Consider the following 19,883-nt stretch of genomic DNA (forward strand, 5'->3'; position numbering starts at 1 on the left):
AAGTACGAGGTGGCAACCGCCCATCTTTCTTGATGCATACGATACGTGGAACAGAAAATACCAAAAAGGCTATCCGCAGCCTATGACTGACGGATAGCCTTTTTTTCGTATATGACAGGTATATTATTCGCCCTGCTACCAAACTATGCCTGCGGATTTCCTAGCTTTGTTGCCAAATTACGCAGGGCTATGCCCCGATGACTGATAGCCTGCTTTTGTTCCAACGTCAGCTCTGCCATTGTCTTTTCAAACTCTGGCAAATAGAACAGCGGATCATACCCAAACCCACCGCTGCCCGCGGTTTCAGTCGTAATCCAGCCCTCCACGGAGCCCGTCGATTCCAACGTCTCCCCAGTCTGTGGATTATACAGAATCAAGGTACAGACAAATTGAGCCGGGCTTAGCAAAGGCTGTCCGGTATCATCACCAAGCTGCTTCGATTCCAGAACGTCGAGTAGCTTGATATTGTTTTCGTGATCGCTGGCACCTTCTCCAGCATAACGAGCCGAATATACGCCCGGCGCACCATCCAGCAAGTCCACGCACAGACCGGAATCATCGGCCAGCACAGGCAATCCGAGCACATCTCCCACCGCTTTGGCTTTTTTTAACGCATTTTCGGCAAAGGTTGTGCCATCCTCAACGACATCAGGAATGTCGGGATAATCGTACATACTTCTGACTTCCTTGCCAAACGGCGCAAAAGCATGTGCAAATTCCCGCACCTTCCCTTTATTCTTCGTAGCGACAATGACAACCGGACCATCCAGTCGCATTAGGCCCCAGCTCCTGTACGTCCAGCACCAATCTTATCAGCAATCGGTCCGAGCACTTCTTTTTGGCGCTCAATCATTTGCAGAATCCCTTGTTCGCCCAAGCTAAGCAGCTGATCCAGTTCCTGACGGTCGAATGGACTTTCTTCCCCTGTACCTTGCAGCTCAACGTACTTTCCACTGCCAGTCATGACGAGATTCATGTCCACCTTGGCCTTGGAATCCTCTTCATAATTCAGATCCAGCAGCGCCTTGTCACCAACAACCCCTACGCTGACAGAAGCTAGGAAATCCGTAATAGGGAAAACAGGCAACTTGTGCTGGATCGCAATTTTATTTACTGCAATCGCCAATGCTACGAAAGAACCGGTAATGGAGGTTGTACGTGTCCCGCCGTCCGCCTGAATGACGTCACAGTCCAACGTAATCGTCCGTTCACCAAGCGCCTGCAAATTGACAACCGAACGCAACGCTCTTCCGATCAGACGCTGAATTTCCATAGTACGGCCTGTCAACTTGCCGCGCGCAGCTTCACGCTGATTGCGGCTATGTGTCGCCCGCGGAAGCATGGAATATTCGGCGGTCACCCAGCCTTTTCCTTGGCCCTTCATAAAGGGAGGAACGCGTTCTTCCACTGTAGCCGTACAGATGACTTTCGTCTCGCCAACCTCTATAAAAACAGAGCCCTCCGCGTATTTATTTACTCCTGCTGTCAATTTCATCGGGCGCAGCTCATCACCGTTTCGTCCGTTAGATCTACTCATGCTTTTTCCTCCTACGTCGTATGCAACCTGTTCTTATATGTTTATTTTACCAAAGTGTGCAGGCAAAAGCACCCCAAGGACGATTCCCTGTCCTTAAAGAGGAATTTCGTTAATGTGCTGCGGCTTGGCTACAGGCTCTCCATAATTTTGATTATTTTGTCCAATCACGCTTTTCTCACCATTCAGTTCAATCCGAATCTTCGTTTTGACCGCATCATCCGAATTGTCCGCCGCTGTCAGTACGACCGATTCCAAAAATTCAGCAGGTACGGCCTCTCCTTTGGCAAACATATCATCCGAGAGTGATACCGTAATGACGTTATCTTTGGAGCGTTCTACCGATTTCAGCGCCGTCTCCCCTGTCATCACTTCCTGCAATCCATCCTTGGTCTGTGGCCCTTGAATTAATTGATGCAGAGCTGACTGGACACGATCTTTTTCCGGACTGACCAGTCGTGTTACAGGTACATAATATTGTACCCCAGCAGGAGAAGATGAAGAGAAATACACGGTGACTGGACTGGAATCCAGGGGGGTCACGCCATGACCGACCTCCAAATTAATCCCTACTGCGCGCGTCAGCGGATGGTCGAGCGGTGTGCCGCCAACAGGCATTTCGTTCAGCTTTTTACCATCCACCCAAATCTGTACGCTCTTAATATCGGGACGATCGGTCAGGGTCCAGGTCAAGCTTTCCATTAATTTGCGTTCTTCCTGTGGCTTATAGTTGGCGAAAGATTTGTTAAATTCGACAACTGCCAGCTTGTTATTCTTGTCCACTGTCACACTTTTCACTTCTGTACCCTGAGGCAGTACACCTTTAAATCCTTCTGGTAATAATCCGGCATAAGGCCCGCCCTCAACCAGTGTTTCCAGCGCCGACTTGGCATCTGCCTGTACATCGCCTGAAGCAATCGGTAAAGATACAGGGGCCAGCAAGCCGTTATGATCTTGCAAAAAGACAGCCCTCAACTGCCCGGTCGTGGCAGGTGCTTTTCCAGTTACAGCCTTAATCATGGACTGCTCTGTCGTGGACGGCGGAGGGTCAATGGACGCGGCTTCGTTGCCGAAAAGGCTGCATCCGGACAACAACAGGGGCAGGGATAGCAGCCCGGCTACAGAGGTCATACGCCATGGGTGTTTTATGTTCATAAATGAAGTTCCTCCCTAACAATTTTGTACAGATTGTACTAATATGTATACGAGCCCCGCGTAAAAAATAACTATTTTTTTAGCAGACTGGACACACTGGTCATAATTGCAGTAGAAAATTAGGATCTACACGAGGAGGGTAACTTCAACTTTATGGACAAGAAAAAAGTACCTTACAGCCTGAATAGTAAAAAGGTAGCCGATGCCACCCGTGAGTGGCTGCACAAGCGTGGTGTAAGTATGACTGAAATCGCAGAACTGGTTATGCTTCTACAGAAAAAATATTACCCGAACCTAACGATGGAAGAATGTTTAGAGAATGTGGACAAGGTGTTGATGAAGCGCGAGGTTCAAAATGCCGTGCTTACGGGCATCCAGCTAGATATTCTTGCGGAACAGGGTGCTCTTCTTCCCCCATTGCAGGATATGATTGAGCATGATGAGGGATTATACGGAGTGGATGAAATTCTAGCCTTCTCCATCGTTAATGTGTACGGCAGTATTGGATTTACCAATTACGGTTATGTCGATAAGCTCAAACCGGGTGTGCTGGAACGCCTGAACGATAAAAGCCTTGGACCGATTAACACGTTTCTGGACGATATTGTGGGTGCAATCGCAGCCTCGGCCAGCAGTCGTATCGCCCATCGCAAGCAGGCAGAGCGCGAACAGGAGCTTGGAGAAGAAAGCGCACCGAATACAACACGGTAAACAATGACACGCTAATTGCAAACAATGCGTTGGCGTACAATAGATATATACAAGGGTAAGAGGAGAACTAGAGACATGGCAAGCGTAACTGATGGATATACATTCCGTACGATGCAGGCTGACGATTATGATCAAGCTATTGCACTATGGAATGGCTTAGACGGGTTAGGATTGAGTGAGGCCGACTCACCGGAGCGGATTGCACGATTTTTGCAGCGAAATGAAGGCCTTAGCTTTGTCTGTGAGTACGCTGGAAACATCATAGGCACGATTTTAGCAGGCCATGATAGTCGCAGAGGGTTTCTGTATCATCTGGGTGTAGCCACAGAACATCGTGGTCATGGGATTGCGCCCAGACTGGTAGATAAAGCGTTATCCGCTTTACTCAAGGAAGGCATTGATAAATGTCATCTGTTTGTGATGGAGCATAATATAGGAGGTCAACGCTTCTGGTCAGCTAACGGCTGGGAGAAGCGAGATGGGATTTTATTATATTCGCGAGATCTGGGATAGCATCTGAACGCTTGATCTATGTAAATAGGAACGCCGGGCCTGATTTCTTCTAGTTCAATTGAGCTGGAAGAAATCAGACCCGGCGTATAAAATTTCAGCTTATTGAGCGGTAATTCTGACGATTAAGGATAGGCTATCTTGATTCATGAATTGCAATCAATTTTGAGGTCGTAGCGTACGTTCTACAATGTTAAGTGTGGATTGACGAGAGAAAAATCGGGATACTTGAGCTACCCAATAGTTCTGTCGACCAGATATCATATGACTGCGCCCTTTTTCAAATGCTTTCAAGGCATTATGGACGACAGTCTGGGGTGTTTCTCTGGAACCCACAGAGGCTTCACTGGAGCCTACTACATCAAAAAATGAGGTTTCGGTTGCACCTGGACAGAGGGCGAGCACTTTGAGTCCCCGTTTTCGATTTTCGGCCCACAGCGCTTCGCTAAAAGAAAGTACGAATGCTTTGGTTGCTCCATATACGGCCATATAGGGATCGGGCTGAAATGCAGCGGTGGATGAAACATTGATGAGTCCACCATCTCGGTTACGCAATAAATCAGGCATAAATGCATGTGTGATATCGACTAAAGCAGCCACATTGAGCATCACTTCCTCATGCTGTCTTTCTCCTGAAACCTGCTCAAAGTACCCGTAGGTGGCAAAACCGGCGTTGTTAATCAGAAGATCTACCTTGAGTTGTTGGTACTGAACCTCTTGATGCAATGTTTGAGGAGCTCCTGGTGAGGATAAATCCAGCGCAATCACCGTAGCTTTTACGTTATATTTAGCGGAGAGTTCTTTCGCCAGTGCTTTTAATTTGGTTTCATTGCGCGCTACCAAAATGAGATTACATTTCTTAGCCGCGAGCGAATAGGCAAATGCCTCGCCAATTCCGGATGAAGCCCCTGTGATGAGTGCTGTTTTGTTTGCATACATAAACATGATGATGACCTCCATAGTATCGTCGTTTTATTTTGGAAACATTGTTACCACTACTATATAATGAACTGAAGCCATCACGAAGACGACCTCAGCCACTTCATATTTACGCTGGAGATGACGAGGGTTTACATACATCGAGCGTATTCCTCAGTGTAAATGCATATACCTCTTGTGCCATGTCCACAGTCAAAAAATGACCTGCAAATTGTAGATGTATCACCCCGTGTAAAGCTGACCATAGCATTCGGACAACCAGCAGCGGGTCCTGCTCTTTCAGTGCTCCCAGCTCCATAGCGTGTATGACGGTTTGCAGGATTCGCGATAATGCCGTTGTGGTGCCCTCCAAACTCTGTTCATCTGGCTTAAAATCAGATAATGCCCCGCCAAACATCATTTTGTAATAGGCTGAATGAAGCCGCGCAAATTCCCAATATGCCCAGCATAATGCTTCCAGATCAGCGAGTACATTTTGGGTAACAGGTACTTGTTGAAAGGTTTCGGCCAATAGCCGGCATCCATCCAGATACATCTCATTGGCAAGACCATCCTTACTGCCAAAAATACTGTAAATGATCTTGGTGGAACAGCTTAATTTCTGTGCAACTCGCCGTACAGTCACAGCCTCAGGCCCTTCTTCTGCAAGAAGGATGCATGCGGCATCAATCACATTTTTACGGAGCAATTGCTGTTGCTGTAACTTCACCTCAGAATAGGTTCTATAAGGTTGCGATGGCTCAGACATCATTCAATGCACTTCCTTTGCTTATCTCAGAAACACTGTTTCCTTATAGAACCATAGTACTCAATCCCGGAATGTTTGTCAAACAAAAAAGAGCGCAACATAAGTAGATACACTTACTGCGCTCTGGTTGGATGCTTATCAATAAAGCTATGTTTTGCGTTCCACGATCAATAGGCAATACCCACCCTTGTACGGATAAAATCGCAACTCTTCCATTGACGATAGGTAAAATCAGCTGTATCCGCAGTGGTAATTTGTGAGCCGTCTTCGGGTAGAAAGTCTTTTTCCACGCGATATACACCTGTACGTCCGCCATCTGGCAGATAGGTCGGACATACGATTGTCCAGTCTAGTGCCGATTCACGCAGCAATTCGTACACCCGCCGATGCTCCTCGGCCGCACGGGTGCTGCGTCGCCGGGTATCGGAGGACTCGTACCGATACAAGCTCGGTTCGGTCCGGCTTTGCAAAATCCCTGCCGTTCCTACCGTTATGAGCCGGTGAATGGACTGCTCCTGCATCAGTCGAATCAGCAGACCTGTGCTAACGGATAAGGTGGTGGTTCCATCTGTATTCAGCGCACTGATCACAACTGCTGGCCCGCCCTTCAGCGCTTGTGCTATATCCTTCGCGTTGGTGGCATCACCCTGTACGATTTGCAGCTGTGTCCCGCATTGGGATGCGAAATCCTCCAACTTGTCCGGTGAACGAACTAGGGCAGTTACGGTATGACCATCCGTTAACGCATAATCTAATATAAAACGGCCCACACGTCCGGTAGCTCCCAGCAGCAGCAAATTCATAAAAGCCTCTTCCCCGGCATGCATGCCGCTTTGTCATGTTGTTCTGTCATGTTGCTTTGTCATATCGCTATATTCATTAACTTTCCGCCATTATGGACGGCAAAAGGAATGAAAGCTCGCGATGGGATTCTCCTCGCTCATAGAGGCCCGTTCACGGCGCACCAGCTCCACCAGATGGGCCAGCGTCTCGGACATGGCAAACCTTAGCTGGTGAATCCCCAGCTTGTCGCCGAACACGGCAATGCACAGCTCATAGGCTGTGCTGCCTTCCGGTTGGATCAGCTGCCAGAATTTCTCCAGCCGTTCTTCATGATGCGCCAGCAATGTTTGTGTCCGTTCGCGAAAATACCCAAACGGATTGCGATGCCCGGGATATGCCCAGGCGACCTCTAGCTCACCTAGGCGCTGCAAGCCGTCTATATAAGACTTCAGCGGCTGGGCATCGCTGCCCGGCAGCAGACTGATATTAGGAGAAATCTGCGGCAACACCGCGTCACCGCACAGAATAACGCCGCTATTCGGCTCATATAAGGACACATGCCCAGGCGCATGCCCTCCTGTCTCAACGGGCAGCCAGAACTGTCCGCCTAATTCCAGACGAGCGTCTATTCCGGTAGGAATGAAGGTAATCTCAGGCTGCGGATTCACTTGCAAATAAGCCTGCTGCATATGTGATTCCAAGGCTGATACCTGTTCCAAAGGAAAGCCATGCTGGACAAAAAAGCTAGGCAGTCGTTTCTCCATAGCGGTCGTCAATTCTGGAGCGTCCCACATCATCATCGCTTCCTTATGGCTGCGAGCTGACATATGTACGCGAGCCCGACCTTGCTGCTGCATCCACCCCGCCAATCCATAATGATCGGGGTGATGATGCGTCACCACAATGTCCGAAATATCCCCAAAGGACATACCCAGCTGTTGAAACACAAATGCCCATTCTGCCTCTGTATCCAGATTGCGCGGACCCGGGTCTACAATTGTAAAACCATGCTGTCCCTTGATCACATAGCTATTCACCCAGCGCAGCGGAAAAGACATGGATATTTTGACCTGAAAGCCTCCGTCTATTCGCTCACACGGCGTAAGCTCTGGCAATTTCATGGCTTCCCATCCGCCCTTCTGTTTCAAGCCCGCACACCGACAAAAATCATTCGGGGCGAAGCATCTTCTATATATTGATCTTCATCATAACTTCCGTGCACCTGCTCTACGGATAGCCCGGCTTGTTCTAGCAAATCACGGAACTTTTCATACGGATATAGCTTTACTCGCTCATAGTACACACGCACGGGTTCTGCGTCAGCGTGAGTGGTACCCAGCTCTGAGGCTGCTTCTGTAGTCGTCACAGATGCGGCTGACCGAATGGCAATTTGCTTTTTCACAAATCCATCTTCAATGACCCGGTGCTCCTCAATCCAATTTCCTTCATCCTCCCGGGACGAATGCGGTACCAAATGAGCAGCTACGTAGGAAGGGTTCAAATAATCTATAATAAAACGGCCTCCCGGTTTCAATAGACGATAAATTTCCTTTAATACTTTAAGCTGCTCCTCATCCTTTTCAAAATAACCGAAGGAGGTGAACAAATTCATCACTGCGTCATAACTTTCATCCAGCGGCACCTCTCTCATATCCCCTTGATGCCAACTTACCCGCCCTTCGGAATCAGCTGCACGAGCCTCTCTCAGTAGCACATTGGAAAGGTCCACACCTGTCACCTTATAACCTGCATCTGCGAGCGCAAGCGAATGACGTCCCATCCCACAGCATAAATCCAATACGCTGGAGCCTTGCGGTAATTTGAGCCAGGAGATCATTTTTTGCACTTCCTGATAGGCTCCCTGAAAGTCGCGATGCTTGTATACCAATAAATAATCTTCCCCAAAGCTTTGCTCGTACCATTCTGCCATATCGTTTCTCCTCCATGAACTCATTTCGCTCTATTACATACTATATTAGCTTTTTCAAACTGGAAACTCAAAAACATTACGAATAAGCATTTTTTAAAAGCACAAAGCTTCCTGTCATGAGAGCATGTTACAATAACCGTATTTGAGCTTAAATAATCATAGGAACTTCATACCAACTTCATGTGATTTACCCCATTTTATCATTAAAATGAATCATGGGAACGCCTTTATAGAGGTTTCATGCAGGAAAGGAGCGGCAAAGTTATGATTCAAATTGGACTGACGGGTTGGGGCGATCACGATGACTTATATCCAACGGGCACTAAAGCTAACCAAAAACTAAGTGTCTATGGAAGCCATTTTCCGATAGTAGAGATGGATAGTTCTTTTTATGCAGTACAGCCTACGGATCGTATGGCGCGCTGGGCGGCGGAAACTCCAGACTCCTTTTCATTTCTCGTCAAGGCCTATCAAGGCATGACCGGACACACCCGCGGCAAACAGCCTTACTTCAAAACGATAGATGCCATGTACGAAGCACTGCATGCATCCATACTACCTCTTCGCGAAGCGGGCAAGCTTAAAGCCGTGCTGTTTCAGTACCCGCCCTGGTTTGACTGCACACGTGAGAATGTCGCCATACTGCGAGACACGAAAAATAGGATGGGAGAGGTCCCATCCGTACTTGAGTTTAGACATCAAAGCTGGTTCACAGCAGATTTTCGGAAGCAAACGCTGGCATTTATGCGTGAGGAAGGCTGGATACATAGCGTATGCGACGAGCCGCAGGCAGGTCCTGGGTCAGTTCCCATTGTGCCGCAGGCTACAGACAGCAACCTGACCATCGTACGTCTCCACGGACGTAACGTATCAGGCTGGAATCAAAGCTCTGCGCCTAATTGGCGGGAGGTTCGTTATCTGTATCGGTACAATGAACAGGAATTGACCGAATGGAAAGACAGATTGCTGGAACTGGAGCAGCAAAGCCGTGAGGTATGCGTGATATTCAACAACAACTCAGGTGGAGACGCTGCTGCCAACGCCAAGCAACTCATGACCATGCTGGGCATGGAGCCTAAGCCTTTTCCACCTCGCAAGCCGCCTGATGCGGATCACGGGCCAGAACAGCTTGAATTATTTTGAGGACCGGGCTGTGGATGAATGATTGGGGATTACCTTCCTGAGCTTGCGTTCGTTATCCAGCAAATGCGGATCATCAGGCAAATAACGTAAAGCGGCTTGGTTGTGCTCATACGAAGCTTCCAGCTTACCCATATGTGCAAAGCAATGACTGAGCCGCACATGAGGTAACCAAGAGTAGCATGGCAGTGGGACAGGTCGCATACCAGGAAGGTGATGCTGTTGCTCCGTTGCTCTTTCATACCAATATGCGGCAGTATTCCATTCGTTTCTTGTGAAAAACCAGTCCCCGATCATGCAACACAAGTCTGCTTGCGGCACCCCGTATCGAAAAGAACGTAGCAGACGATCCAGCTGTTGCTCGGGCTTCCCGAGATGGAGATAGCATTCAGCCGATCGCGCACAAGCAGTAATCCGATCCTCCCGGTAGCCGCTCGGCTCCTCCAGCAGATGGTCGAAGGCTTCTGCTGCCTCGGCATATTCCTTGCGGTCAAAGCATTCATTGGCGTGAAAATACAGTAAACGCCCTTCCAGCTTGCCGCTTTCGCTGATCCACCGGGCGAGAATACGTTGGTTACGGAGCGTATGGTCTTGCATTCGGCGATGTGTCACTGCCACATCCGAATGTACGATTTGCCCCTGAGGTATCACCAGATCCTCATGCAGGCGCCCTTCCCAGCGGTATTGTTGATCCCGCTTCACAAGGCGTATACGGCGTGAGGTGAACAACAGTTCACCCTGCTCACCCTCTGCCAAGTGAAGTGGCATCACCACCGCGTCGATATGCTTAGACAATCGCTGCTTTAAGGAACGCAGACGTTCACGATCGGGTTCCAATAGCACATCATCCGCATCCAGCCACATGATATAGGAACACGTTGCCTTGTCAAACGATTCATTACGAGCGGCGGCAAAATCATCCATCCATTCAAACGTATATATCCGATCCGTATAGCGGGCTGCTATCGTCTTTGTCTGATCCGTCGATCCCGTGTCCACGATGATGATTTCATCCATCAGGTCTGCGACCGAATCCAGACACCGGGCCAGTGTCTGCTCCTCATTTTTTACAATCATACACAAGCTGATGGTCATTAGATGCTCAGTCATGACTTCACGTCATCCCCTTTACCGTTGGCTGATTCTTCCGTTGTTTTTCCGGTAGACTTGCCATCAGTATATGCACCTCTCCTCTCATCCTGCGTCTTGTCTATCTGTTCGACACGCGTAACCCTCTCCAATGAAAATAGTTGTTGCTCCATATACCGGATTCGCTGTACCGCCTTGTCGAGTGCAGCCTTTCGCTGATTCATTTTGCGAACATGCTGCTGCTCTACCCGTCGAAACTGCTCCTCATCCAGTTTCATCCACTCATTCAGTTGCTCTGCTCCTGGCATAGCCTCACGCAGCTCTTTTGGCTTCTTGTGACCTGCAAAGCACAAATATTTATGATGTACCTCCAGCGCTTGTTCTTTAAAGTAAGGATACAGCACACGGGAGAGACTTCCGGCATAGTAAGTCCGTTTGTGATCGTGAAATGGATGATATCCATAAGGTACAGACAGGACGAGCGTCCCCTTTTTATTCAACAAGCGGTAAGCATGGGCCAGCAGGGTGTCGGGATGCGCAAAATGTTCCAAAATCTCTCCTAAAATAATAGTGTCAAAACCACCGGGAGGACGTTCAAATTGTGAAATGTCCTTTAACTGAAAATGGACTCGTCCCCTGACGGGTGCAGATTCCTGACGAAGTTCTTTTTTCGCATAAGAAATGCTCTCTTCTTCCAAATCAATCGCCGTTACCTCAAAACCTTCCCGCGCAAGCAAAATGGACGTTATCCCCTGACTGCATCCAACATCCAGCACGGTACGACCCTGTACATGGCGACAAATCCAATGAATTCTATTGCGGGTGGCTTCATGAGATTCCTCTGAATTAATCTGTCCGTAATAACGTTCGTTTACCTGATCACGGTTAGCCAACAGCGGCGCCCCCTCCGTCACCAGGATGCCCCAAAATCACGACATGTCCACCTGTGCAATGTGCAGTCGCATTACGTGTATCGAAGACCAGCCGAGCATGGTCAACCAACTGTTGGTAGTTCACCACAGAATGGTCTGTCGTGATGACCACAATATCTGCACTTTCCCACAGCTGGGCATTTGCCGTCCGAGATGGGATTTCTTCACCGTTCAGCTTAAAACTCGATACATACGGGTCGGTGAAGCTAACCGAAGCACCCATTTTTGTTAGATGCTCGAACAGGACAAGAGCCGGGGATTCCCGAACATCATCAATGTCCTTTTTGTAGGCTACACCCGCCAGAATGATGTTGGCCTTGTTTATGGCTTTCCCTTCCTGAGCTAGCATGGATTCGATTCGCTCCGCGATATACAGTGGCATACGCCGATTCATGCGGTCTGCCAGATCCACGAATTCCAGCGGAAAACCGTGCTGCTCCGATTTCCACGACAGGTATAGAGGATCAACCGGGATACAGTGTCCCCCAATGCCTGGTCCCGGATAAAAAGGCATGTAGCCGAACGGCTTGGTTGCGGCTGCATCCAGTACCTCCCATATATTGATGCCAATTTTCTCACAGGCCGCTGTCAGCTCATTGACCATTCCAATGTTGACACTGCGAAACGTATTCTCAAACAGCTTGGCGGCTTCAGCCACGGTTGTTGAGCTAACCGGAACAATCTGATCCAAAAAAGACCCGTAAAAACCTGCTCCCGCTGCCAGACAATCCGGTGTGCAACCGCCGATCACCTTAGGGGTGTTGCGAATGTTAAAATGGACGCTGCCCGGATCGACACGTTCCGGTGAAAAGCACACATAAAAATCCTTACCCACTGTCCATCCCCTGCGCTGCTCTATCACTGGCCGAATCAGTTCTTCGGTCGTTCCAGGATAGGTGGTACTTTCCAGAATCAACAGCGTTTGTCTACGCAAATGAGGTATGGCCTGATCAATAGCCGTCTCAATATAGGACGTATCCGGTTGATGTCCATCCGTCAGCGGCGTAGGCACACAAATCACGACGATATCCGCATGCTCCAGCACCTTGATATCCGTAACTGGATGCAATTGCTGTCCGATCAGACCTTCCAATGCATCATCGCCAATGTCTATGATGTACGACTTTCCTTGAAGCAGCTTGGCTACTTTGACAGGATCGGAATCCACACCATATACGTCATAACCAGCCTGTGCCATTTCCACTGCCATGGGCAGCCCTACATAACCGAGGCCGATCACAGCCACCTTTACAGTTCCTTTTGTGATTTTTCCCATAAGCTGCAAAATACCCACCTCTTTCATCGTTACTCCATACCTTGCAGTAACTCAGCAATTCCAGCGCGATCCATTAACTCATCGTCCGAGCGATATTGTTCGAAGCTCACCCGCTCCAATCCACCATATTGACTCAACAAACGCTTGTCTGCTTGCTGGGGAAGAATAACAAAATAACGATCATCATAGCGATACGTGTGCGGCACCTCATAGGGCGAAATCAGCACCTCATGCAGCTTCTCTCCACCACGTATACCAATTTCTTTCACTTTTAACTTAGGCTGTCCCGCCTGTTCTTTCATCACCTCTGCCAAATCCGCAATATTGCAACCCTTCATTTTCATGACTAGCGTCTCTCCACCAATCGCCGTAACAGAAGCCTTTAGCAGCAAGCCAATTGCCTCTCCGAGCGTGAGGAAGAAACGTGTCATATCTGGGCTCGTCAGCGTTAAATTCTGACCTTCCGCGATCTGGCGTTTGAACAGGGGCACGACACTTCCACTTGTCCCTAGCACATTGCCGCCGCGAATACACACAAAGCGAGTACGCTCACTTAAGGCGTTGGCGCGGATCATCAATCTTTCGCCAATCGCCTTCGTCATCCCATATACATTCACCGGGTCCACCGCCTTGTCTGTAGAAACATCAATGACCTTGGCGACTCCCTGCTCTATGCTGGCCCGAATCACATTTTCCGTACCATGTACGTTCGTCTTGAAAGCCTCTTCCGGCTGTTTCTCACACACAGGGACATGCTTTAATGCCGCCAAATGGAACACATAATCTACCCCGTGACAAGCCTCCTGCAATGCCTGAAGGTCCCTGATATCTCCAATCATGAAATTCAATCGGGGATCAGACTGAAATTGCCGCTGCATGGCAATCTGTGCAAATTCGCCGCGTGAGAAAATACGAATTTCCGTCGGTCCCTCCTTCAGCAATTCAGCCGTTAGGCGTTGCCCCCAAGACCCCGTTCCTCCGGTCACCAGCAGTTTTTTTCCTTTGAACAATATAATCTCCTCCTGACCGTTACGAATTGGCAATGCCTGTGCCCAAAAATTCAGCCAGCACCGCGTTCATTTCATTTTCTGAGAGTCGATCCTTTGCCGGCACCTTTTTCACCGAAGTATTGGCGGCATGAATGACATTCACATAGTTGCGAAGTGGAATCACCTCATGTGGCAGCTCCGTTACATATCCGTGTGTGCCTTTCCCAGGAATAACGACACGGTAATCATTCAGAAATTCCTCTACTTGATAGCGAAACACATAAAAGGAAGGCGAGCGGTGAAACACCGGTGCCATCTGTCCCTCAACCGCATCCCATAAGTACCCCATTTGATTTACCAGTGCAACTGTATCCGGTTGAAACTTGTAATCATGCAACTGCTGTACAAATGACTGGTGGTACAAATCGTCGGAATCAATTCTAGCAATGAGCAGTTCGTCCGCGCCTTCGATATACGCATTGATACGACGTTTACTTTCAATGCTCGTACCAAAACGGATGTGCTCGGGAATGGGTTCACGTTGGGCCAGTTCCTCTTCCACAATGTCGCTGCATCCACCCGCCAACTTGACGACAGATAAAAAATCCGCATTCGTCTGATTGAGCAGACTCCGCAGTGTAAAGGTTCTGAATATATCCAATCGCTCGCTAATCCACTCACGTGTCAGGCGGTTGGGATTCATCCCATAGTTATTAAAGTTAATTTCAATCACAATCTTGCGATTCATTGAACTTCCTCCCTTTCATCCGTCTTCTCTCAAGTTATGAAGACGCTCCTGAAACGGCACGTACAGATGCAACAACTCTTGCAAAAATAGGTAGAATCGAAAAAGAATAGCCGTTCATACAAAAACCTTTTTACTTTCGACATATGATAGAATACGAAGTTTTTTGCTCTATTTGAAAAGTCGAACAAGCAGGACTGACAGGGAGGAAACAAGATATGACGGATCCAAAATATCTGGAGATTGACGAGGTATTGAAACGTTTGAAGCTAGCACTCGATCAGCACCAGCCCTTCTCACTCATACGTATTGGAGATGGCGAAAATTTGGTATTGGCTCAAGACACCGTCTGGCCGATGGAAAAGGTGTTACAGGAACGCTGGGCGGTCAAAGCCAATCTCGGCCAAAAGGGACTATTTCTGCCCAATACGGAACTACGAGACGCAGTGGCAGAGGCAGTGAGCAAAGCCAGCATAGCTGGCATTTTGCCTTATGATGACGAATCTATTAAAGCACCATCCTATATGAAGCGGGAGCTGACCGATCAGGTCTTTGCTCACTATGATCTTTCTCCCGCGCTGACTTGCCATGCCTGCCTGAATCGATATTTGGCGGATACACCCGCTTTCTGGAACATCCTGAAAAATCGACGCATTCTACTGGTAACCCGGACAGCCGCTGAAGTAAAGCCTGTTCTTGAAGCCGAGCCGTACGGGCTGCATATCGCGCACACGATCGCATTTCATCAATATGAACAGATGCCGGAAACACTCGGGTGGATCGCAGCACACAAAGATGACTTTGATATTGCGCTGTTCTCTTGTGGTGTCAACGCAGTGGTATTGGCGCAAAAAACAGCAGAATTAACTGGCAAAGTAGGTATAGACTTCGGCAAGGCGATTAATATCGTCATGTTCGGCAAAGCTAATTAAAGAATGAAAGTAATATCTGAAAAAAAATCAAATTCGGTAACTGTGCTCTGAATATCAAAAAAGCATCAGCAAAATGAAACCTGCTGGTGCTTTTTGCTATCCATTGCTGCCATAAAGTTCGTATTTGCTCAAAATCATTCATATAAAGCCTTAAACCCTGACTTCTTAAAATAGAATTTGAGATTCCCTGTCACTTCTTTTACAATATTACAGAAAATAGCATTCATTCGAAATCATGAGGAGGATGTTGAGTATGTCGCATAACAAGAGATTGAAGACATATCCACTTGCAAAAGCAAAGCAAGTAAAGGTTCATGGCCGAACTACGCCAACACTTACACCTCTCACTCTATTTTGGACAGGCAGCGGCATTGAATTGAATATGAAAGGCTCAGAGCTATGGATTGAAATCGAAGCCGATTATCAGATCTATGAGTCTTGGATCAGTATTGTCGTCAATGGTGTCCCGATGAGTCGCCTGATGGTGACCGCTGGTCGGCATTGGATCTGTCTTTTGAGAGGTTCGAACTCTGACACGATCAAAAATGTTCGTATCGTCAAGGATGTCCAGCCTATGAGTTCGGACTCACGCTGCTTGTTGCAAATTCATGCCCTGAAGGTTGACGGAGAATTGCTGCCGGTCCCGGATAAACCTCTTAAGATAGAATTTATCGGTGACAGCATTACTTCAGGAGAAGGAACAATTGGAGCAAAGGAAGAGACAGACTGGGTTCCTATGCTGTTCACGGCCCTACGCAATTATACAGCCATAACAGCCGAGGCACTGAATGCGGATTACCGAGTGTTCTCACAAAGCGGATGGGGTGTGCTAACAAGCTGGGATAACAATCCACATGGGAATATACCGGCATATTATGAGCAGATATGTGGTGTACTCACCGGCGAGAGAAATGAAGCATTAGGGGCCTTTGCCGATCATGATTTTACCTCTTGGCAGCCGGACGTGGTCGTAGTGAATTTGGCGACTAATGACGGTGGGGCCTTTTATTCTCCAGCATGGACAGACCCGGTAAGTGGGAAAGTGTATAAGCAACGTTTGAATGAGGATGGCACGTTCAATGAAGAAGATTTACAAGCTTTTGAAAACGCTACCGAAGATTTCCTTGTCAAGCTTCGGAGCTGCAATCCTACTGCCCATATTGTGTGGGCTTATGGAATGCTTGGTACCCCAATGATGCCAGCGATCTACCGGGCGGTAGACGCGTACAAGAAAAGAACGAAGGATCGGAAGATGTCGGTATTCCAACTGCCTAACACGACAGAAGAAACGATAGGGTCTCGCAGCCATCCCGGACTGTCCGCCCATACTAAAGCAGCAGAAGAGTTGGCTGGGTATTTGCAAGAAATTTTAAAGAATTAAAAACCGGGAAACACAATCAAACTTTATAGAATACACTCCGAGGGAAATCACAACAACCAGATCATTTGTGTTCTGAGTGTTGTGGTTAAAGATCATAGCCATAGCCTGCGGCAAATATCTGCCCCAGGCTGTGGCTGGTAGGCTTGAAGCGCAGCCGCCTAATCCAGGAAAACCATGAATAGGTAGCAAACCTGAACCAAGGAATACTTGTCTGATATATTTTACAAAAACGGAGTTGAAGCGATGCCCGTGAATACCTCAGGACCATTACGAACAGTGGTCGATACACCCGAAATATAAGAAGAATATACCGTTTGTATTGCCCAAGGAGCGGACAAATCCTGTGCATTAAAAGCTTGCGTTTCATTTGATCCTGTCACGCCCAGCACCCCCTCGGCGCGGTAGACTACCTTGCTCGGATCATAGTCGGCTCCACGCACGATTTCAACCGCATACGTATCACCAAGCTCACCGATCAGACCAATCGAACCACTAAAAGACACAATCGGATTCGGCACAAGAAAGGTTCGTAGCGTAATCATACCGAATCGCTCTGGTACAGGACCCAATTGAATATCGGGACCCTCCCCTGTTTTTGATGAATTGGTGGAGCTTCTCATATCTAGAAAAAAACCCATACCTTATCCCTCCAATTGCAAGATACTCCATGCTATGCAAGCAATTTCTTAGACGTATTGGACAAATTAGCAATAAATCTATCAATTCAGCTCGAAAAAACCGATAGTAAATACATATGGTGTAAGCTTTTGAAATGAATATATAGATAGAAAGCAGGGGTTTGATGAAACAACTGAAACGACTGAAAACATTAACACTACGCAAGAAATTGACAGCAGCATTCCTGCTGGTCATGCTTGTTCCTAGTATTATTGTGGGCTCTTTCTCTTATCAGGCAGCATATAACCAGACTGATCGCCAATTACAGGACAGTGCGACATCTAGCGTTACCGCATCTGATCGTGCAGTTACTCAAACGATTCAAGCCAAACTCGCCGATCTGGAATATTACTCTACAACGTTGACGGCTAGTGATGACAGCGCTGAGGCAGATGATGCCATTCTAAAAAGATTACAAGTGTATTTGAAAATGCATACGGAAGTTGTTGATATGTTTGTAGGAACTCCCGAAGGTAAACTTATCATTGGCAAAGCCGTAGGCTCCACAAACGATCCTCGAGAGCGTCCGTGGTATAAACAGGCCATGGAGAAACCCGGTCAAACCGTAATCAGCCCTGTCGGGCTCAATACGGCCAAGGTCCCCGTTGTGTACATTTCACGTACACTTCCCGACAACAGCGGTGTTCTCGGTCTTTCTCTGAATTTGAATAATTTAAAAGAAATCACAAAGCTAAGAATCGGACAAAATGGATATATTGTGATATTTGATAGTACCAAACGTATCGTTACCCACCCGACAGAAGTCAGTGGGAGTACCGAAATGGGAGAAAAAACACCTGAATTGTTTGCCTCCAAGGAAGGCAGCTTCGATCACAATGATGCTGGCGTAGCTAGACATCTGATCTTCAAAACCAATGAGCTGACAGGCTGGAAAATTGCCGGAACGATGGACAAATCAGAAACCCGTGCCTCCGCCCAACCGATTCTTCTCACGACAATCGTAGTGTTGGTCATTGCAGCCATCATCATTGGTGTGCTCGCAATGTGGCTAATCAGCAGCATACTTAAACCTATCCATAGATTGCGTAACTCTATGGATGCCATCAGCCAAGGTAATCTATCGATTAACGTGGCTACGAACAGCACAGATGAAATTGGTGAACTATCGAGATACTTCCAGCAAATGGTGGATAATCTGCGTAACATCATTAGAGAAATTCAGGCAATGACAGGCAATTTGTCAGCATCCTCGCAAGAGCTTGCCGCAGGTGCAGAACAAACGACCCGTGCCATCGAGCATGTGACCATAGCCATTCAGGATGTCGCTGCCGGCAGCGAACGTCAGGTGGACAGTGCTAAAGATAATCAGGAACGAGTTAGCGGCATGTCTGCTGACATTACAGCTATGACCGACACCATGGCAGAAATGACCACTTATTCCGCACAAGCTATTCAGGCATCGGATGCAGGCAGTGAGCATATCGGCAATAGTGTCATCTCCATCGATGGTATTCGCACTACCGTGGAAGAGCTCGATACGATTATCAGCGCTTTGAGTGACCGGTCCGGACGAATCGGAACGATTGTCACCGTCATTACGGAAATTGCTAGCCAGACTAATCTGCTCGCACTGAACGCTTCTATTGAAGCAGCACGCGCAGGGGAGCATGGCAAAGGTTTTGCTGTCGTAGCAACAGAGGTTCGCAAGCTGGCTGAAAACTCAGCTTATTCCGCACAGCAAATTCGTGAACAAATTCAAGGGATACAGAGCGGTGTATCTGAAGCTCTAATCGCTATGGAATCTGCCAAGGAACGTGTAACTGAAGGCATCAATTCCATTGATCTATCCGGTCGCTCCTTCTCGCGCATCCGTAGGGCGGTAGCCAAATCAGCGAAGCAACTCGATAACGTGGCCGCTTCTACCGCCGGAGTCGCCAATGGAACGAGTGCAGTCGTTAGCAGCATGGAGGAAATTACACGCATCGCTGAAGAAGCAGCCTCTCATACAGAGACTGTGTCCGCAGCCGCAGAGGAACAGCTCGCCTCCATGGAAGAGATCGGCTCGTCTGCCGCAGATTTGACCCGTCTGGCAGAGCAGCTTCAAGATTTGCTGACACAATTCCAATTGGATGAAACAAAATAACCATTCCTACCGATAAATACAGAGAAAGCGAATTATCAAAATGAAGGAGGATGGGACATGGATATCGCAGCATTATCCATAGGTATGAGTCAGGCCAGCTTGGCTCAAGCCGTAAGTGTGAAGGTATTGGGTATGGCTAAGGATCAGGGTAGTGAACAAGGACAAGCTTTGGTACAGATGATGGAAAAAAGCGTACAACCACATCTTGGGGGTCAACTGGACATCCGGGCATAAGTACATCCTATTCATGATGAAAGACGATTCTACTCAGGTCTGTACAGACCCGGGCAGAATCGTTTTTTTATCT

The 19,883-nt window shown here is 48.0% G+C and carries 21 protein-coding genes; 7 read left to right on the plus strand and 14 right to left on the minus strand.

Annotated elements, in window-relative coordinates; genetic code table 11:
* Nucleotides 1–143: 143 nt before the first annotated feature.
* The 3 genes from EGM68_RS20055 to EGM68_RS20065 all read right to left on the minus strand — a co-directional run bounded on the left by EGM68_RS20055 (nt 144) and on the right by EGM68_RS20065 (nt 2,689).
* The gene (locus EGM68_RS20055) at nt 144–776 is read right to left on the minus strand and encodes an XTP/dITP diphosphatase (RefSeq protein ID WP_013372746.1); all 633 of its coding nucleotides are present in this window, start codon (nt 774–776) and stop codon (nt 144–146) included.
* Nucleotides 776–1,537, minus strand: coding sequence for a ribonuclease PH (rph, locus tag EGM68_RS20060; RefSeq protein WP_013372747.1), 762 nt, complete (start codon nt 1,535–1,537; stop codon nt 776–778). The genes EGM68_RS20055 and rph overlap by 1 nt, the downstream gene beginning before the upstream one ends.
* A 93-nt stretch (nt 1,538–1,630) precedes the next feature.
* Nucleotides 1,631–2,689 carry a GerMN domain-containing protein gene (locus EGM68_RS20065; protein WP_013372748.1) on the minus strand — a complete coding sequence of 353 codons (1,059 nt, stop codon included), beginning with the start codon at nt 2,687–2,689 and terminating at the stop codon, nt 1,631–1,633.
* A gap of 153 nt (nt 2,690–2,842) precedes the next feature.
* On the opposite strand from EGM68_RS20065, the gene EGM68_RS20070 reads away from it, so the two are divergent.
* Nucleotides 2,843–3,400: a phosphatidylglycerophosphatase A family protein gene (locus EGM68_RS20070; protein ID WP_013372749.1), complete on the plus strand. Its 558-nt coding sequence runs from the start codon at nt 2,843–2,845 to the stop codon at nt 3,398–3,400.
* 75 nt (nt 3,401–3,475) lie between these two features.
* Nucleotides 3,476–3,913 carry a GNAT family N-acetyltransferase gene (locus EGM68_RS20075; RefSeq protein WP_019688451.1) on the plus strand — a complete coding sequence of 146 codons (438 nt, stop codon included), beginning with the start codon at nt 3,476–3,478 and terminating at the stop codon, nt 3,911–3,913.
* 156 nt (nt 3,914–4,069) lie between these two features.
* Here EGM68_RS20075 and EGM68_RS20080 read toward each other — a convergent pair whose 3' ends face one another.
* The 5 genes from EGM68_RS20080 to EGM68_RS20100 form a co-directional block, all read right to left on the minus strand.
* Nucleotides 4,070–4,855, minus strand: coding sequence for an SDR family NAD(P)-dependent oxidoreductase (locus EGM68_RS20080; RefSeq protein WP_013372751.1), 786 nt, complete (start codon nt 4,853–4,855; stop codon nt 4,070–4,072).
* 103 nt (nt 4,856–4,958) lie between these two features.
* Entirely contained in the window at nt 4,959–5,597 is a 639-nt protein-coding gene (locus EGM68_RS20085) for a TetR/AcrR family transcriptional regulator (RefSeq protein ID WP_129550351.1), read from the minus strand.
* A gap of 167 nt (nt 5,598–5,764) precedes the next feature.
* Nucleotides 5,765–6,400, minus strand: coding sequence for an NAD(P)-dependent oxidoreductase (locus EGM68_RS20090; protein WP_129549886.1), 636 nt, complete (start codon nt 6,398–6,400; stop codon nt 5,765–5,767).
* A 90-nt stretch (nt 6,401–6,490) separates the two neighbouring features.
* Nucleotides 6,491–7,501, minus strand: a complete 1,011-nt coding sequence (locus EGM68_RS20095) for an MBL fold metallo-hydrolase (RefSeq protein WP_129549887.1) — start codon at nt 7,499–7,501, stop codon at nt 6,491–6,493.
* Between the two features lie 23 nt (nt 7,502–7,524).
* Entirely contained in the window at nt 7,525–8,310 is a 786-nt protein-coding gene (locus tag EGM68_RS20100) for a class I SAM-dependent methyltransferase (protein ID WP_058710318.1), read from the minus strand.
* A gap of 264 nt (nt 8,311–8,574) precedes the next feature.
* Here EGM68_RS20100 and EGM68_RS20105 point away from each other — a divergent pair, with 264 nt between their 5' ends.
* Entirely contained in the window at nt 8,575–9,453 is an 879-nt protein-coding gene (locus EGM68_RS20105) for a DUF72 domain-containing protein (protein WP_058710317.1), read from the plus strand.
* Here EGM68_RS20105 and EGM68_RS20110 read toward each other — a convergent pair.
* From EGM68_RS20110 to EGM68_RS20130, 5 genes are read right to left on the minus strand one after another with little or no spacing between them, the layout of a single operon-like run.
* Nucleotides 9,445–10,560: a glycosyltransferase family 2 protein gene (locus tag EGM68_RS20110; RefSeq protein ID WP_040103008.1), complete on the minus strand. Its 1,116-nt coding sequence runs from the start codon at nt 10,558–10,560 to the stop codon at nt 9,445–9,447. The two genes, EGM68_RS20105 and EGM68_RS20110, sit on opposite strands and share 9 nt — an antisense overlap.
* Nucleotides 10,557–11,432 (minus strand): class I SAM-dependent methyltransferase, encoded by an 876-nt coding sequence (locus EGM68_RS20115; RefSeq protein ID WP_129549888.1) that lies wholly within the window; start codon nt 11,430–11,432, stop codon nt 10,557–10,559. Before EGM68_RS20115 ends, EGM68_RS20110 begins: the two co-directional genes overlap by 4 nt.
* Complete coding sequence (locus EGM68_RS20120; RefSeq protein ID WP_013372759.1) at nt 11,425–12,774, minus strand: nucleotide sugar dehydrogenase; 1,350 nt, start codon at nt 12,772–12,774, stop codon at nt 11,425–11,427. The genes EGM68_RS20115 and EGM68_RS20120 overlap by 8 nt, the downstream gene beginning before the upstream one ends.
* A gap of 2 nt (nt 12,775–12,776) precedes the next feature.
* Nucleotides 12,777–13,757 carry a polysaccharide biosynthesis protein gene (locus tag EGM68_RS20125; protein WP_064963390.1) on the minus strand — a complete coding sequence of 327 codons (981 nt, stop codon included), beginning with the start codon at nt 13,755–13,757 and terminating at the stop codon, nt 12,777–12,779.
* Nucleotides 13,758–13,776: 19 nt separating this feature from the next.
* Nucleotides 13,777–14,484 (minus strand): glycosyltransferase, encoded by a 708-nt coding sequence (locus EGM68_RS20130; protein ID WP_013372761.1) that lies wholly within the window; start codon nt 14,482–14,484, stop codon nt 13,777–13,779.
* A gap of 215 nt (nt 14,485–14,699) precedes the next feature.
* Between EGM68_RS20130 and EGM68_RS20135 the strand changes: the two genes are divergently transcribed.
* Together EGM68_RS20135 and EGM68_RS20140 are read left to right on the plus strand one after the other, a co-directional pair.
* Nucleotides 14,700–15,413 carry a GT-D fold domain-containing glycosyltransferase gene (locus tag EGM68_RS20135; protein ID WP_129549889.1) on the plus strand — a complete coding sequence of 238 codons (714 nt, stop codon included), beginning with the start codon at nt 14,700–14,702 and terminating at the stop codon, nt 15,411–15,413.
* 253 nt (nt 15,414–15,666) lie between these two features.
* On the plus strand, nt 15,667–16,794 hold the full coding sequence (locus EGM68_RS20140; protein ID WP_129549890.1) for an SGNH/GDSL hydrolase family protein: 1,128 nt from the start codon (nt 15,667–15,669) through the stop codon (nt 16,792–16,794).
* Nucleotides 16,795–17,015: 221 nt separating this feature from the next.
* Here EGM68_RS20140 and EGM68_RS20145 read toward each other — a convergent pair whose 3' ends face one another.
* Nucleotides 17,016–17,432, minus strand: a complete 417-nt coding sequence (locus EGM68_RS20145) for a hypothetical protein (RefSeq protein WP_129549891.1) — start codon at nt 17,430–17,432, stop codon at nt 17,016–17,018.
* A 164-nt stretch (nt 17,433–17,596) separates the two neighbouring features.
* Between EGM68_RS20145 and EGM68_RS20150 the strand changes: the two genes are divergently transcribed.
* Together EGM68_RS20150 and EGM68_RS20155 are read left to right on the plus strand one after the other, a co-directional pair.
* Complete coding sequence (locus EGM68_RS20150; protein WP_129549892.1) at nt 17,597–19,576, plus strand: methyl-accepting chemotaxis protein; 1,980 nt, start codon at nt 17,597–17,599, stop codon at nt 19,574–19,576.
* Nucleotides 19,577–19,633: 57 nt separating this feature from the next.
* Nucleotides 19,634–19,810 (plus strand): YjfB family protein, encoded by a 177-nt coding sequence (locus tag EGM68_RS20155; protein ID WP_129549893.1) that lies wholly within the window; start codon nt 19,634–19,636, stop codon nt 19,808–19,810.
* Nucleotides 19,811–19,883 lie beyond the last annotated feature (73 nt).

The sequence above is a fragment of the Paenibacillus sp. M-152 genome, from assembly GCF_003856555.1.
GTDB classification, from domain to species: domain Bacteria; phylum Bacillota; class Bacilli; order Paenibacillales; family Paenibacillaceae; genus Paenibacillus; species Paenibacillus polymyxa_C.

What these genes read in the sequence shown, in the direction of transcription:
- EGM68_RS20055 (WP_013372746.1), bottom strand. Translation starts at nt 776, where the DNA reads ATGCGACTGGATGGTCCGGTTGTCATTGTCGCTACGAAGAATAAAGGG.
- rph (WP_013372747.1), bottom strand. Translation starts at nt 1,537, where the DNA reads ATGAGTAGATCTAACGGACGAAACGGTGATGAGCTGCGCCCGATGAAA.
- EGM68_RS20065 (WP_013372748.1), bottom strand. Translation starts at nt 2,689, where the DNA reads ATGAACATAAAACACCCATGGCGTATGACCTCTGTAGCCGGGCTGCTA.
- EGM68_RS20070 (WP_013372749.1), top strand. Translation starts at nt 2,843, where the DNA reads ATGGACAAGAAAAAAGTACCTTACAGCCTGAATAGTAAAAAGGTAGCC.
- EGM68_RS20075 (WP_019688451.1), top strand. Translation starts at nt 3,476, where the DNA reads ATGGCAAGCGTAACTGATGGATATACATTCCGTACGATGCAGGCTGAC.
- EGM68_RS20080 (WP_013372751.1), bottom strand. Translation starts at nt 4,855, where the DNA reads ATGTTTATGTATGCAAACAAAACAGCACTCATCACAGGGGCTTCATCC.
- EGM68_RS20085 (WP_129550351.1), bottom strand. Translation starts at nt 5,597, where the DNA reads ATGTCTGAGCCATCGCAACCTTATAGAACCTATTCTGAGGTGAAGTTA.
- EGM68_RS20090 (WP_129549886.1), bottom strand. Translation starts at nt 6,400, where the DNA reads ATGAATTTGCTGCTGCTGGGAGCTACCGGACGTGTGGGCCGTTTTATA.
- EGM68_RS20095 (WP_129549887.1), bottom strand. Translation starts at nt 7,501, where the DNA reads ATGAAATTGCCAGAGCTTACGCCGTGTGAGCGAATAGACGGAGGCTTT.
- EGM68_RS20100 (WP_058710318.1), bottom strand. Translation starts at nt 8,310, where the DNA reads ATGGCAGAATGGTACGAGCAAAGCTTTGGGGAAGATTATTTATTGGTA.
- EGM68_RS20105 (WP_058710317.1), top strand. Translation starts at nt 8,575, where the DNA reads ATGATTCAAATTGGACTGACGGGTTGGGGCGATCACGATGACTTATAT.
- EGM68_RS20110 (WP_040103008.1), bottom strand. Translation starts at nt 10,560, where the DNA reads ATGACTGAGCATCTAATGACCATCAGCTTGTGTATGATTGTAAAAAAT.
- EGM68_RS20120 (WP_013372759.1), bottom strand. Translation starts at nt 12,774, where the DNA reads ATGAAAGAGGTGGGTATTTTGCAGCTTATGGGAAAAATCACAAAAGGA.
- EGM68_RS20130 (WP_013372761.1), bottom strand. Translation starts at nt 14,484, where the DNA reads ATGAATCGCAAGATTGTGATTGAAATTAACTTTAATAACTATGGGATG.
- EGM68_RS20135 (WP_129549889.1), top strand. Translation starts at nt 14,700, where the DNA reads ATGACGGATCCAAAATATCTGGAGATTGACGAGGTATTGAAACGTTTG.
- EGM68_RS20140 (WP_129549890.1), top strand. Translation starts at nt 15,667, where the DNA reads ATGTCGCATAACAAGAGATTGAAGACATATCCACTTGCAAAAGCAAAG.
- EGM68_RS20145 (WP_129549891.1), bottom strand. Translation starts at nt 17,432, where the DNA reads ATGGGTTTTTTTCTAGATATGAGAAGCTCCACCAATTCATCAAAAACA.
- EGM68_RS20150 (WP_129549892.1), top strand. Translation starts at nt 17,597, where the DNA reads ATGAAACAACTGAAACGACTGAAAACATTAACACTACGCAAGAAATTG.
- EGM68_RS20155 (WP_129549893.1), top strand. Translation starts at nt 19,634, where the DNA reads ATGGATATCGCAGCATTATCCATAGGTATGAGTCAGGCCAGCTTGGCT.